Annotated in this window: 15 protein-coding genes and 4 tRNA genes; 8 read left to right on the top strand and 11 right to left on the bottom strand. The window is 59.2% G+C overall.

The features are described 5' to 3' along the window. Window positions 1-106 precede the first annotated feature (106 nt). Window positions 107-781 carry a type 1 glutamine amidotransferase gene (locus AC1DQM_RS06970; protein WP_477745902.1) on the top strand — a complete coding sequence of 225 codons (675 nt, stop codon included), beginning with the start codon at window positions 107-109 and terminating at the stop codon, window positions 779-781. Between the two features lie 91 nt (window positions 782-872). Here the strand turns inward: AC1DQM_RS06970 and AC1DQM_RS06975 are convergent, their stop codons facing one another. Continuing rightward, complete coding sequence (locus tag AC1DQM_RS06975; RefSeq protein WP_477744443.1) at window positions 873-1,307, bottom strand: rhodanese-like domain-containing protein; 435 nt, start codon at window positions 1,305-1,307, stop codon at window positions 873-875. Window positions 1,308-1,408: 101 nt separating this feature from the next. On the opposite strand from AC1DQM_RS06975, the gene ftrA reads away from it, so the two are divergent. The 5 genes from ftrA (at window position 1,409) to AC1DQM_RS07000 (ending at window position 5,774) form a co-directional block, all read left to right on the top strand. Next, window positions 1,409-2,380, top strand: coding sequence for a transcriptional regulator FtrA (gene ftrA, locus AC1DQM_RS06980; protein WP_477745903.1), 972 nt, complete (start codon window positions 1,409-1,411; stop codon window positions 2,378-2,380). Between the two features lie 258 nt (window positions 2,381-2,638). Next, on the top strand, window positions 2,639-2,827 hold the full coding sequence (locus AC1DQM_RS06985; protein WP_477744441.1) for a DUF1843 domain-containing protein: 189 nt from the start codon (window positions 2,639-2,641) through the stop codon (window positions 2,825-2,827). Window positions 2,828-2,868: 41 nt separating this feature from the next. After that, entirely contained in the window at window positions 2,869-3,504 is a 636-nt protein-coding gene (locus tag AC1DQM_RS06990) for a DUF1842 domain-containing protein (protein ID WP_477744440.1), read from the top strand. Window positions 3,505-3,558: 54 nt separating this feature from the next. Next, entirely contained in the window at window positions 3,559-4,140 is a 582-nt protein-coding gene (locus tag AC1DQM_RS06995) for a DUF1842 domain-containing protein (RefSeq protein WP_018928079.1), read from the top strand. A gap of 170 nt (window positions 4,141-4,310) precedes the next feature. Then, the gene (locus AC1DQM_RS07000) at window positions 4,311-5,774 is read left to right on the top strand and encodes a GDL motif peptide-associated radical SAM/SPASM maturase (protein ID WP_305412005.1); all 1,464 of its coding nucleotides are present in this window, start codon (window positions 4,311-4,313) and stop codon (window positions 5,772-5,774) included. Window positions 5,775-5,869: 95 nt separating this feature from the next. Here the strand turns inward: AC1DQM_RS07000 and AC1DQM_RS07005 are convergent, their stop codons facing one another. Beyond that, the gene (locus tag AC1DQM_RS07005; protein WP_477744439.1) at window positions 5,870-6,235 is read right to left on the bottom strand and encodes an SPOR domain-containing protein; all 366 of its coding nucleotides are present in this window, start codon (window positions 6,233-6,235) and stop codon (window positions 5,870-5,872) included. Between the two features lie 250 nt (window positions 6,236-6,485). Between AC1DQM_RS07005 and csrA the strand changes: the two genes are divergently transcribed. Next, window positions 6,486-6,680 carry a carbon storage regulator CsrA gene (csrA, locus tag AC1DQM_RS07010; protein ID WP_007938114.1) on the top strand — a complete coding sequence of 65 codons (195 nt, stop codon included), beginning with the start codon at window positions 6,486-6,488 and terminating at the stop codon, window positions 6,678-6,680. Window positions 6,681-6,873: 193 nt separating this feature from the next. Here the strand turns inward: csrA and AC1DQM_RS07015 are convergent, their stop codons facing one another. The 4 genes from AC1DQM_RS07015 to AC1DQM_RS07030 all read right to left on the bottom strand — a co-directional run bounded on the left by AC1DQM_RS07015 (window position 6,874) and on the right by AC1DQM_RS07030 (window position 9,043). Next, the gene (locus AC1DQM_RS07015; RefSeq protein WP_477745904.1) at window positions 6,874-7,329 is read right to left on the bottom strand and encodes a DUF2214 family protein; all 456 of its coding nucleotides are present in this window, start codon (window positions 7,327-7,329) and stop codon (window positions 6,874-6,876) included. Between the two features lie 171 nt (window positions 7,330-7,500). After that, entirely contained in the window at window positions 7,501-8,118 is a 618-nt protein-coding gene (locus AC1DQM_RS07020) for a hypothetical protein (protein ID WP_477745905.1), read from the bottom strand. A gap of 178 nt (window positions 8,119-8,296) precedes the next feature. Next, the gene (locus AC1DQM_RS07025) at window positions 8,297-8,764 is read right to left on the bottom strand and encodes an anti-virulence regulator CigR family protein (RefSeq protein ID WP_007935023.1); all 468 of its coding nucleotides are present in this window, start codon (window positions 8,762-8,764) and stop codon (window positions 8,297-8,299) included. Window positions 8,765-8,966: 202 nt separating this feature from the next. Then, window positions 8,967-9,043 (bottom strand) — tRNA-Val (locus tag AC1DQM_RS07030). A 183-nt stretch (window positions 9,044-9,226) separates the two neighbouring features. Here AC1DQM_RS07030 and AC1DQM_RS07035 point away from each other — a divergent pair. Further along, a complete protein-coding gene (locus tag AC1DQM_RS07035) occupies window positions 9,227-10,510 on the top strand; it encodes an NAD(P)/FAD-dependent oxidoreductase (RefSeq protein WP_018928085.1) in 1,284 nt (427 codons plus the stop codon). Between the two features lie 264 nt (window positions 10,511-10,774). On the opposite strand, the gene AC1DQM_RS07040 is transcribed toward AC1DQM_RS07035, so the two are convergent. The 5 genes from AC1DQM_RS07040 to AC1DQM_RS07060 form a co-directional block, all read right to left on the bottom strand. After that, a tRNA-Asp gene (locus AC1DQM_RS07040) sits at window positions 10,775-10,851 on the bottom strand. Between the two features lie 105 nt (window positions 10,852-10,956). After that, a tRNA-Asp gene (locus AC1DQM_RS07045) sits at window positions 10,957-11,033 on the bottom strand. Between the two features lie 54 nt (window positions 11,034-11,087). Further along, window positions 11,088-11,163: transfer RNA gene (locus AC1DQM_RS07050), tRNA-Val, on the bottom strand. Between the two features lie 269 nt (window positions 11,164-11,432). Then, a complete protein-coding gene (locus AC1DQM_RS07055) occupies window positions 11,433-12,209 on the bottom strand; it encodes an SDR family oxidoreductase (RefSeq protein WP_018928086.1) in 777 nt (258 codons plus the stop codon). Then, window positions 12,206-13,417, bottom strand: a complete 1,212-nt coding sequence (locus AC1DQM_RS07060) for an O-succinylhomoserine sulfhydrylase (protein ID WP_018928087.1) — start codon at window positions 13,415-13,417, stop codon at window positions 12,206-12,208. Before AC1DQM_RS07060 ends, AC1DQM_RS07055 begins: the two co-directional genes overlap by 4 nt. Window positions 13,418-13,464 lie beyond the last annotated feature (47 nt).

The raw sequence follows: 13,464 nt of genomic DNA on the forward strand, positions 1-13,464 counted from the left end.
AAAACCTACACATTTTCGGGTACTGATCCGATCGAAGAGTCGCACTGGCGATGAACCTTTTTTTGCCTCACATTGACCCGCCAACCGCCCCCACAAGAGAAACGTGATGCCCGCGCTGAATCTGATCCAGCACCATCCTGCCGAAGGCCCCGGCGCCATTGCCGAATGGGCCCGGTCCCGAGGCATTACCCTGAACGTGTTTCGCGCCGACCTCGGTCAGTTGCCGTCGGTGAGCGCGACACCGCTGATTCTATTGGGTGGGCCTTATGAATCAGGTGCCGGGCCGGTATGGCTGGAAACAGAGCGTCAGTGGCTGGCGGGCAGCCTGGATCAGGGCGCGGCGGTGTTCGCGATTTGCCTGGGGGCGCAGTTGCTGGCGCTGAGCCTGGGCGGCAATGTGCGGCGGATGGCTCACACCGAAACCGGCTGGACTACCGTGACCTTTGCCGATGGCCAGACGCTGAAGGTGCTGGAATGGCACGAAGACGCGATCGATCTGCCGCCCTCTGCGCAGTTGCTGGCCAGCAGCCAGGTTTGTGAGCAGCAGATGTATCGCGTTGGCCCGACGCGGGTGGGGTTGCAGTTCCACCCGGAATGGAATGCTGAATCGGTGGCGATCCTCAATGAGCACTTTGGCGAGGAATCACCGCTGCCCCGGGAGCCACAGGACAGCGTCGCCTATGCAACGGTGTTTGACTGGTTGCGGGTGACGCTGGATGGATGGTGGACAGTATCCTGTGGCGAGGGGGCTTGCCCCCGTTCGGCTGCGAAGCAGTCGTAAATCCTTGGGGATCGCAGTGACTGGTTTGGGGCCGCTTCGCGACCCAACGGGGCAAGCCCCCTCGCCACATTTGATCACCTGTATCTGAACGTCAGCATTCACAACCAATGACTGTCTTGGCGGTGTGAGCAACCGCAACACTCAACTCAAACCCTTCATCCAGCCACCCGGTCACCCCGCCGATCATCTCCTTGACCGGGTAACCCAGCGCCGCCAGTTTCACCGCGGCCTTGTTGGCGCCGTTGCAGTGAGGTCCGGCGCAATAGACCACAAACAGCGTGGACTTCGGATAGGCCGCCAAGCCATCAGCTGTGATCAATCGACTCGGGATGTTGATCGCGCCTGGCACATGTCCGCGTTCGAACGCCAACGGTCCGCGCACGTCCACCAGAACAAAATCCACCTCGCCGGCCTCTTGGCTGCTGTAGACGTCGGAACAATCGGTTTCGAAGGTCAGACGATTGCTGAAGTGCATCAGGGCTATGGCGGACGGGGCTGCGGGAATCTCGCGAACCAGGCTAGGCATGGGCTGTACTCCAAAGTCTCAGTGGGTGTGAGAAAACTTTATCTGCTCCGGCCTTGCCGCTACAGTGGCGCACAAGACACTCACCGGGAATTTTCCGCCAAATGCAGCCCTCCCCAGGTTTAGTCGCGATTCTGGCCTACGACGGCCTCTGTACCTTCGAATTCGGCATTGCCGTGGAGATCTTCGGCCTGGCGCGGCCAGAGTTCGATTTCCCTTGGTACGAGCACCGCATCGTCGCCGTCGACCAAGGGCCGATGCGCGCCATGGGCGGCATTCAGGTGCTGGCCGACGGCGGGATGGAACTGCTTGAGCGCGCCCGAACCATCATCATCCCCGGCTGGCGCGACCGCAGCGCACCGGTGCCGGAGCCCTTGCTCGCCGCGCTGCGCCAGGCCCATGCCCGAGGCGCGCGGTTGCTGTCGATCTGTTCCGGGGTATTCGTACTGGCGGCCACCGGTTTGCTGGACGGTCACGGCGCCACCACCCATTGGCGCTACACCGCTGAACTGGCCGAGCGCTTCCCGAACATTCTGGTGGATCCGGACGTGCTGTATGTCGATTCGGGTCAGTTGATCACTTCGGCAGGCAGCGCCGCCGGCATCGATGCCTGCCTGCATCTGGTCGCGCGGGATTTCAGCACGCAGGTGGCCAACTCGGTGGCCCGGCGGTTGGTGATGTCGCCGCAACGCACCGGCGGCCAGGCACAGTTCATTCCGTCACCGGTCAGCCCGACGCCGCGCAGCGATCTGTCGCGGGTCATGCACTGGGCGCGGGAACGTCTGCATGAACCACTGGAGGTTCGCGACCTCGCCAGCGAGGCGGCCATGAGTGAGCGCACGTTTCTGCGGCGGTTCACCGAAGCCAGCGGTATGCCGCCCAAAGCGTGGCTGCAGCATGAACGCCTGGCCCGGGCCCGCGAGCTGCTGGAGAGCACGAATCAAAACACTGACCAGATTGCCCAGCACTGCGGTTATCGCTCGGTGGAGAGTTTCCGGGTGGCATTTCGCAGCGTGGTCGGCGTGCCGCCTTCGGTATATCGGGAACGGTTCGGGCGCAAGGTCAGTGCTGTTTGAATCATCTCAGTCCAGAGGCGTTACAGACCGCCCCATCATTCTTCATCAATGGCGATAAAAACAATAAGGACTCATGAGGAATCGCACTAACTTATCGCCAATCTTAATATCAAATATCTCGACTGCTCACCCGCCGCGATAAATAAAACGATATTAAAAATTACTCTTGCACAGCCCATTGCATATTTATCGGCGCCTGCTTAACTGCAAAAACTGCTGATGACAGCAGTGCCCGCAAATACCACGGAAGGAGTCGTTATGAGCAGTTCAACTCGCCATAGCATGCCCCCCTATGGGGTGGCCATCCAAGGCGCGATCAAGGCAGGCGACCTGCCGCAAATGAAGACGCTGTTGAAACAACGCGATGCATCCACACCAGAAAATAAAGAGCTAAACACTGCTTACGAGCAGTTGGTTAAGGAAATCGCACGCCTGGAAAAGCACTGATAGCTATTTCCGCGCCCCTTATTGCAATGGAGGCAATAATTATGTCTGGTTCTAATCAGCAACCTGTCGGCTTGTTCCCACTCTGCTACCGAATTGGCACTTCGGCCGCCGGCGCACAAAACCTGGCACTCAATCTTCTGGTTTTTACCCCAGATCAAACGGTAAGCGGCACTGCCGAAATTACTCAGGCCACTAACCCACCACTGGATGTGCACTCCGATGTCTGGGGCGAATACACCTACCTGACGGTCATGAGCCCTGGCGTCAGCAAGATCCTGATCACTGCTCAAGGTAATAACGGCGGCCCAGGCTCGAACTCAATCGTGAATTTCAAGTTGCATCTGGTGGTCGATAGCGACTGGAGAGAAGGTGTCGCCAATTACGAGTACTTCAATGGTGAACGGTGGGTCCAGGTCACTGCTCCCGCTCATCTTGTCGAGGCGGTACCCTCCAACGCTTATAAATCAGTGCCTTTGGAGCCCGGCCCGGTCATTCCAGCCTATCCACCGATCATGCCGCTGTACGCCGCACCGATTCAAAGTGCCATTGCCAGCGGTGACCTGGCCCAGATGAAAAACCTGGCCCGCCTGGCCCAACAACAACTGGATCAGCAACCCCAACTGCAGAGCGCGCTTGAAACGGCCAAGGGCGAAATCAGCCGGCAGGAACGCCGCTGACCCGCTCACGAAACATGCCCGAGTTGTCCAGAATACAAATAAGGGAGTAGCACCATGTCAATCGGACTTTTTCATACCCGCCTGAATGTCAGTAGTCACCTATTGGGCGCACCGGTTTTAACCCTGGATCTGCTGGTAGATACCGTAAAGAAAAAAGTCAGCGGGGTTGCCAGCATTTTCCAAAGCACCTATCCGCCTCTCAACTTCCGTGCCCGTGTATGGGGTGAATACTCCGAGGCCAAACTGGTGCCGACGGCCGAAAACCACATCATCCTCACCTTGGCGGGCAGCCCGAGCGGCCCTCTCAGCCAGATCGCCCAGACTTTCGGCTTGAAAGGCATTTTAGGCGCCGACTGGGCGAGCGGTTATGTCGACTACAAGTACCAGGACCAGGGTATCTGGCATTACGTGAAACACGCAGCTGTCAGCCAGGCTCCAGTGATTGAGCGCCCAGAGCATCCGCACCATGCGGTGCCGCTCTATGCCGTCGCGGTACAGCAGGCGCAAACCAGCGGTGACCTGGCGCAACTGAAGTCCGTGGTGAGCCAGGGTGAACAGCAATTGGCCAACAGCGGTGCCCTGCGCAGCGCTCTGGAGCAGTTGAACGCTGAAATCGCCCGCCTGGAGGCCCGCTAACCCCGGGCAGTTAAGCGCCCCCCCCTGTGGGAGCAGGCAAGCCCGCTCCCACAGACTCCGCGCTATAGACCAACAACAAAAGGTAAATCCGGTCGCGCCATTGACTCAAGGAAGGCGCGAACACTTCGATGGATTCGTGCCGCGCACGCGTTGGTGCGCAAGGATTTCCCATGTCAGACAGTCGCCCTGCCCGCTACCTCAGTGAAACCGACCTCAAACGCTACGTGCCGGTGCATGTGGTCTGGGAAATCACTCTGGCTTGCGATCTCAAATGCTTGCATTGCGGCTCACGCGCCGGCCATCGACGCCCCGATGAACTGAACACCCGGGAGTGCCTTGACGTCATCGATTCCCTGGCGGCACTCGGCACCCGCGAGATCACCCTGATCGGCGGTGAAGCCTATTTGCGCAAGGACTGGACCCAACTGATCCAGGCTATCCACGATCACGGCATGTATTGCGCGATACAAACCGGTGGGCGCAACCTGACGCCCGCGAAAATGCAGGCAGCGGTGGACGCCGGACTCAATGGCGTCGGTGTGTCACTGGATGGACTGGCCCCACTGCATGACGCAGTGCGCAATGTTCCGGGCTCGTTCGACAAGGCGGTGGACACCCTGCGACGCGCCAAACAGTCCGGGCTTGCGGTGAGCGTCAACACACAAATCGGCGCGGCCACGTTGCCCGACTTGCCCGAGCTGATGGACCTGATCATCGACCTCGGCGCCACTCACTGGCAGATCCAGCTGACGGTCGCCATGGGCAATGCCGTCGATCACCCGGAGCTGCTGTTGCAACCCTACCAACTGCTGGAAGTGATGCCGTTGCTGGCGCGCCTCTACCGCGAAGGGGTTGATCGCGGCCTGCTGATGAACGTGGGCAACAACATCGGTTACTACGGCCCTTACGAGCACATGTGGCGTGGCTTCGGCGACGAGCGCGTGCACTGGAGCGGCTGCGCCGCCGGCCAGACCGTGCTGGCGCTGGAAGCCGACGGCACGGTAAAGGGTTGCCCGTCATTGGCCACGGTTGGATTTTCGGGCGGCAACGTACGCAACATGAGCCTGCACGATATCTGGCATTACAGCGAAGGCATGCACTTTGGCCGCCTGCGGTCGGTCGACGACCTGTGGGGCTACTGCCGAGGCTGTTACTACAACGACGTCTGCCGTGGCGGCTGCACCTGGACCTCGCACTCCCTGCTTGGCAAACCCGGCAATAATCCCTACTGCCATTACCGCGCGCTGGACCTGCAAAAACGCGGGCTACGCGAGCGCATCGTCAAGCTCGAGGATGCGGCAAAAACCTCCTTCGCCGTCGGACGTTTTGATCTGATTACCGAGCGTATCGATACCGGCGAGAAGGTGAACAGCGTCAGCGACAGCGGCCAGGTGATCAAACTGGCCTGGGCGAACCAGGGCCAGAAATCGCCTGACGAAGGACGTATTCCACCGCAACTGGCGCTGTGTCGTGGCTGCTTGCAGTACATCCATGCACACGAAGTGACGTGCCCCCACTGCGATGCTGATGTCGCCGCCGCGGAAGCCGTGCACCAGACAGACCGTGCCCGGCAACAAGCGATCATCAACACTCTGACCAGCCTGCTGGGATTGCCGCAAAATAATTTGATGTAACGTTTATGCCGACGCATCATCAGGGAAGCGACCTCGCAGATCGCTTCCCTGGCACATCACCCGGCATGCGGGTCTGCGCGTTGCGAAAAGGACGGTTACTGAGCCGTTGGGTGTTCGACGATCAGCGATTCGATGTTCATTTTTTTCGCCCGGGTCAGCGCCGCCGTTATTTCAGCTTGCCTCGCCTGCGCCTCGGCTTGCGAGCCGAACGGCCCGACCAGAATACGAACCTTTCCATTTTCCTTCACGATGTTGGGAACGAAGCTGTGCTCAATCAACCAACCGCTCAGGTCACTGACCGCCTGGGGGGTCTCGCCACGCACTTCGACGTCCCACTGCGGGCCCGTTACCGCCGCGGGGACGGAGGCGACTGCCGGTTGCGGCTTTTGAGCGTCAACCCCTTTATCCTCACCGCATCCGGCCAGCGTCAGTACCGCGATTACCAAGACCATTTTGCGCACAACGCTTTCCTCCGAATGCTTAAAGCGGCGATTTTAACATCCATGGATCCATCCCGAGTGCCGCAAAATGGGCTCAAAACAACGAGAATGATGGTGGCGGCCTCTGTATAGTTACACCTTGGGAATTAATGCAGCATCTGCGCGTCAGAAAGAGGCACCCAAACCGTGAAACTTCGCACTAATCTATATCTAATACCGACCTCTGCACTGTCCGAATCAGGTGCCCTACAAAGCAATCAAGGAGAAAACCATGCTGATACTCACCCGCAAAGTCGGTGAAAGCATAAACATCGGTGATGACATTACGATCACCATCCTGGGCGTTAGCGGCCAGCAAGTCAGGATTGGCATCAACGCCCCGAAAGACGTTGCGGTGCATCGCGAAGAAATTTATCAACGCATCCAGGCTGGCCTGACCGCCCCGGACAAGCCGCAAACGCCCTGAATCCTGCTGCAGTCAGTAGCCAGCCCATTCTGCCTCGAGTAACGGCTGGCTAAGATTCAAGTGCCGCATCGTTCTGCGCTCCGTCTCTCTTTGCGATGCCATCGCAACACGGAGCCGATACTACTGCCCTGGCTCCTGCCATGACTGTCAGACGTTTCGGATTTGCAGCGAGAAAGAGCGCTCCCCTGCCCGGTTAGCCAAACGTCACACCACGCGCCATGCCCGTAGCCGCCACGACCATCAGCACCAGCAACAGCGCCTCGATATGACTGATACGGGCAAACAGCGTTGCGCGCCCGGTATCGATAGCCGCGCCGCGCCCCAGCGCAATCCGCCATTTGATCAGCGTCACCATCGGTGCAATCTCAAGCAACAGGATGACCACCAAGAGCGTCATCTTGAGATGAAACAGGGGTTGGTGAAGATAGTAATCAGTGCCTTTTTCGTACCCGCCAATGGCTCGTAGCCCACCCGTGATCAGCAGAGTGACTGCAGAGATCCCCCACAGATTATCTGCAATCAAAACACGGCGAGCGTCCCCTGCCCCGGCACTCAGACGACGTAACGCCGTACCGCGGGTCAGTACAGCCCAAAAACCCAGACCAAAGGCCAAGAGGTGAACCGCCGCCAGAAACCAGTGAGCCAGCATCGACATACTCCCATCAGGACAAAGTTGAATCAGCCTTACAGTAGTAGTCCATCGTGTCGGATTTGCTCACGCATGTAGCTGGGCTGATCTCCCGCACCTCGCCATCGGGCAAATTGCAGGCGAAAAAAAACCGGGTTCCTGATGGATACCCGGTTTTTGAGAGTCCTGGACTTAATCCAGTCGTTTCGAGATCGAAGTACGAGCGCTGCTCAACCCTTTCGTGTTGTGATCGCCAGGCGTAGTGGCCGAAATGGCAGAGGCCTTGGCAACTCCTCGCGTGTCCCTGGAATGCGCAATGCCCGAAGTGACTGCGCCATGGCCACGGTCACTGTTACGTTCGCTACCAAAGTGGTTGCCATTGACGCCACGGTCCCGGACGGCTTTGCCGGCGTGATCACTGCTCAAGCCTGCGCCACGGCCGACATGGGTGCCACTCAAGCCTGCGCCACGGCCGACGTGGTCGCTGCTCAAGCCTGCACCACGACCGACATGGGTGCCACTCAAGCCAGCACCAAGGCCGACATGGTCGCTACTCAAGCCTGCGCCACGGCCATTGCTACTGACGCCGCCGGAATGGCCGGAACCGCCGTTGCCGCCAATGCCACCATGACCACCACCGTTACCGCCGCCATTGCCACCACCGTTACCACCGCCACCGCCGCCGCCATTACCGCCACCCTTCGCGTAGGCAGAGCTCATGGTGGACAGTTCAGCGGGCAATAACGGGGCGGCTGCAAGCATCATCACGCAGGACATGACAGCAACAAAACTCTTGTTTTTAAATAGCATGGTGGGGTTCCGTGGAGGTTGATATTGCACGGAATAATTGACCGATTCGGCCCCACACAGTTCAAAGGCCGGCGACCAGTGGGCAGGCAATGTGCAGCTATCGAACCTGCACAGCGCTTCCCGTGATTTTTCTGATCGTTATGCTGCAAGGGCGCGATTGAAATTTATCGCCCTCACATCAATCGAACGCACCATTGAGCACCTCGTAGATGATCCCGGTAGCGATGGCCACCAAAATCAAGTCAGTGCCAGCCTGCTGCCACTCATAGCCATCGTAGTGGGGAAGCTGGCCGAGCAGACGGCCATCGAGTTTTTTAGCGATCCCCGGTGGTAGCGGCTTCCCGCGCGCGAGGTTTTTCTGAATACCCGGCGGCAAGGCGGGCCCCGGGCTCCAGTAGTCGCGATATCCACCGACGATGCCAAGGACGCTACCGTGGTTGATGCTCGGGCCGTGACTCCAATCGTCCCCTCCTGAACCTTTCCCTTTGTTGCCATGACCGGAGTTGCCATGGTCCTGGTTGTATTGCGGATTTCCCTTGCCGCCTCCCTGGCCCTTCCCGTTTCCGGGGTCAGCCAATGCAGTCACGGAACCAGACACCAAGGCAAGACACGTCATAGCGGCGATCAACGAGCGAGATCTAAACATATCCGTTCTCTCAGAAAGGGGATGCCCCCTGAAGAATGTAGACGGCTATGGCGGTATTAGTTCAGCAACAGTGTTTACTGGAAGTAAGGCGCCGAGTTGGCGTTTTTGAGGATTTTGCAAAAGCCAGGTAAATCGTAGACAACAAAAAAGGGCCCACCTTTCGGTGAGCCCTTCCAGACCGCCCAGCAGAGCGGATTTTGTTTGGTAGGCGCGATTGGACTCGAACCAACGACCCCCACCATGTCAAGGTGGTGCTCTAACCAACTGAGCTACGTGCCTGCTGTGAGGCGGCATTCTACGGAATTCCGGAGGGGTGTCAACACCTTTTTTTCACCTAACCCTATGAATATGCAAAATATTTAATTTCTCTGTGGCAAAGAAGATTTTCCGGTGGCTGGCGGTCGATTTTTAACTCGGGTAGGATCAATGCACTCGTAAAATATATTAAACAGAGGCTGCAGGATGGCGAACACTCCCTACCCAGAGTCCTATTACGCCGCGTCGGCCAATGCGGCGCCAGCGCGCCCGGCCTTGCAGGATGATGTAGAGACTGATGTCTGTGTAATCGGCGCCGGTTACACCGGCCTGTCCTCTGCCCTGTTCCTGCTGGAAAACGGTTTCAAGGTTACGGTGCTGGAAGCCGCCAAGGTCGGTTTCGGTGCGTCGGGACGCAACGGTGGCCAGATCGTTAACAGCTACAGCCGTGATATCGATGTGATTGAGCGCAGCGTCGGCCCCAAGCAAGCTCAGTTGCTGGGGCAGATGGCGTTCGAAGGTGGGCGGATCATTCGTGAACGAGTGGCCAAATATAATATCCAGTGCGACTTGAAGGATGGCGGTGTGTTCGCCGCCATTACCGACAAGCAGATGGGCCATCTGGAGTCTCAGAAGCGCCTGTGGGAGCGTTTCGGTCACACGCAGCTTGAGCTGTTGGATCAGCGTCGCATCCGCGAGGTAGTGGCTTGCGATCAATATGTCGGCGGCATGCTCGATATGAGTGGCGGGCATATTCATCCACTCAATCTTGCCTTGGGCGAAGCAGCAGCCGTGGAGTCGTTGGGCGGCACTATTTACGAGCAATCGCCGGCAGTGCGCATCGAGCGCAGTGCCAACCCGGTGGTGCATACGCCTCAGGGCAAGGTCAGGGCCAAGTTCATCATCGTCGCCGGCAACGCGTACATCGGCAATCTGGTGCCGGAGCTGGCGGCCAAGTCGATGCCCTGCGGGACTCAAGTGATCACCACCGAACCCTTGGGCGATGAATTGGCCAAGCGCCTGCTGCCTCAGGACTACTGCGTCGAAGACTGTAACTACCTGCTCGACTACTACCGCCTGAGCGCCGACAAACGCCTGATATTTGGTGGCGGCGTGGTGTATGGCGCGCGGGACCCGGCGAACATCGAGGCGATCATTCGACCGAAGATGCTCAAGGCCTTCCCGCAACTCAAAGACGTGAAGATCGATTACGCCTGGACCGGCAATTTCCTGCTGACCCTGTCGCGTCTTCCTCAGGTCGGGCGACTGGGCGATAACATCTACTACTCCCAGGGCTGCAGTGGCCACGGCGTGACGTATACGCACCTGGCGGGCAAGGTATTGGCCGAAGCATTGCGTGGTCAGGCTGAACGCTTCGACGCCTTCGCCGACCTCCCCCACTACCCGTTCCCCGGCGGGCAATTGCTGCGCACACCGTTCGCTGCGTTGGGCGCCTGGTATTACGGATTGCGGGACAAGCTCGGGGTCTGATCGACCGACTCAGGAGCGGCGACTTCTTGTAGCGAAGTCGCCGTCGAAGCCCAACAGATGTCAGTGGCGCGCAAAGTGACTCGGCCGTTGTAGCGCCGAGGCTGGATGCAGAAGGATCAGAGCGCAAAGGCGCGAAAGAAGAAAAAGCCAAATCGCAGACACAAAAAACCCCGGTCTTTCGACCAGGGTCTTTGCTATCGACTCGAAAATTGCCAACGGCCTTCTTCGTAGCTCCAAGGCGTTCAGTGGGCCTTGATGCAGATATGGCGCAGCGGACGGGACTCGAACCCGCGACCCCCGGCGTGACAGGCCGGTATTCTAACCGACTGAACTACCGCTGCGTATCGCTTTGAGCTGACGCTCAAGTAACTCGTCTGATTGAAACTTCGAGACTTTTCAATCTCGCTTTTCAATCTCGAACCAGGGTAAACCTGACTCGGAAAATATGGCGCAGCGGACGGGACTCGAACCCGCGACCCCCGGCGTGACAGGCCGGTATTCTAACCGACTGAACTACCGCTGCGCGTCGGTGGAGGCTTTTCAGCTTCCCTCTTGCTTACACAAGAGTCTCAAGAGTTGGTGGGTGATGACGGGATCGAACCGCCGACATTCTGCTTGTAAGGCAGACGCTCTCCCAGCTGAGCTAATCACCCTTTGCATCTCTGAGGCCGCGAAATTTACGCAGGTACCGAAGCTAAGTCAATACCCCGCTTGAAGTTTTTCTAAAAAAGACAAAATCGTGTCATTCCGGACGAGGCCGACAACCGTCAGACCGCTTTCGCGAGCAGGCTCGCCCCCACAGTGGACCGCGCTTCTTCAGACAACAGGCTTTCTAATGTGGGAACGGCCTGACTAAGGGCGGCGAGCCGACGATGATGGCGACACATTCAACATCAATGCCGGGGACAGTGCCCCTGCCCTGTTACTCGCTGTAAATCATCTTCTTGGTCATGCCACCATCGACCACAAACTCCTGGCCCGTGACAAAACCAGCGTTCTTCGACAACAACCAGGCCACCATTGCCGCCACGTCCTCGACAGTCCCTACCCTGCCCGCCGGATGCTGCGCATGATCAGCGTCAGTCAGCGGTTCGGCGCGCCGTGCCGCTGGATCCCGCGCATCGATCCAGCCGGGACTGACCGCATTGACGCGAATCTCTGGCCCCAAACTGATGGCCAGGGCGTGAGTCAGGGCCAACAGGCCGCCCTTGCTCGCCGCATAAGCCTCTGTGTCGGGTTCCGACTGCGCGGCGCGGGTCGAGGCCAGGTTGACGATCGCGCCGCTGTGAGCGCGCAGGTACGGCGCACAGTGCTTGGCCAACAGCATCGGCCCACTGAGGTTCACTGCCAACACCCGGTTCCAGTAGGCCAGGTCGAGGCTTTCCAGGGTGATGTTGTGCGGATCGGCCACCGCCGCATTGCACACCAGCGCATCCAGACGCCCGAACTGCCCCAGCACCTCGGCCACACCCAGCGCCACCTGCGCTTCATTCGCGACGTCCATGGCGATGAACCAGGCGTTTTCGCCGAGCACCTTCGCCACTTTCGAACCACGCTCGCGATCCAGATCGGTCAACACCACCTGCCAGCCTTCGCTGATCAGCCAGGCCGCAATGCCCAGGCCAATGCCGCGCGCGGCACCGGTGACCAGCGCGACGCGGCCATGGGTACCCGTGGTCGGCGACGACAACTCGATCACAAGGCAGCCAACCCGCGCGCCAGATCGGCTTGCAGGTCTGCCACGTCTTCCAGACCGACCGCAATGCGAATCAGGCTGTCACGAATCCCCGCGGCTTCACGCTCTTGCGGCGCCAGACGGCCGTGAGAGGTGGTGCTCGGGTGCGTGATGGTGGTTTTGCTGTCGCCCAGGTTGGCGGTGATGGAGATCAGGCGAGTCGCATCGATAAAGCGCCAGGCGCCCTCTTTGCCGCCTTTGACCTCGAAGCTCACGACCGCACCGAAACCCTTCTGCTGACGCTGGGCCAGTTCGTGCTGCGGATGGCTCTTGAGGCCGGCGTAATGGACTTTCTCGATGCCGTCCTGCTGCTCCAGCCACTCGGCCAGTTGCTGGGCATTGGCGCAATGCGCCTTCATGCGCAGGCTCAGCGTTTCCAGGCCCTTGAGGAAAATCCAGGCATTGAACGGACTCAGGGTCGGCCCGGCAGTGCGCAGGAAACCGACGACTTCCTTCATCTGCTCGCTGCGACCCGCCACGACACCGCCCATGCAACGACCCTGGCCGTCGATGAACTTGGTCGCCGAGTGCACGACAATGTCCGCGCCCAGCTTCAGTGGCTGCTGCAGCGCAGGCGTGCAGAAGCAGTTGTCGACCACCAGCATCGCGCCCTTGGCGTGAGCGATTTCCGACAGGGCGGTGATATCCACCAGCTCGGCCAGTGGGTTGGAAGGCGATTCCACGAAAAGCAATTTGGTGTTGGCCTTGATCGCCGCATCCCAGCCGGACAAGTCCGCCAGAGCTACGTAATCGACTTCGATGCCAAAGCGCTTGAAGTACTTCTCGAACAGACTGATGGTCGAGCCGAACACGCTGCGCGACACCAGCACGTGATCGCCGGCACTGCACAGGCTCATTACCACCGCCATGATCGCGGCCATGCCAGTCGCCGTAGCCACGGCTTGCTCGGCGCTTTCCAGCGCGGCAATGCGCTCTTCGAACGCGCGCACGGTCGGGTTGGTGTAGCGCGAGTAAACGTTACCCGGCACTTCACCGGCAAAACGCGCAGCCGCGTCGGCGGCGGTACGGAATACGTAGCTGGAAGTGAAGAACATCGGATCACCGTGTTCGCCTTCCGGCGTGCGGTGCTGACCGGCGCGTACGGCCAGGGTATCGAACGCTACGCCTTCGAGGTCGCTGTCCAGCCGACCGGCATCCCAATCCTGACTCATGCTGTCACTCCTTGCCTTGCTCTTTATTTAGTAGATACAAAACCGGC

The sequence above is a fragment of the Pseudomonas sp. 01L34 genome (genome assembly GCF_056400265.1).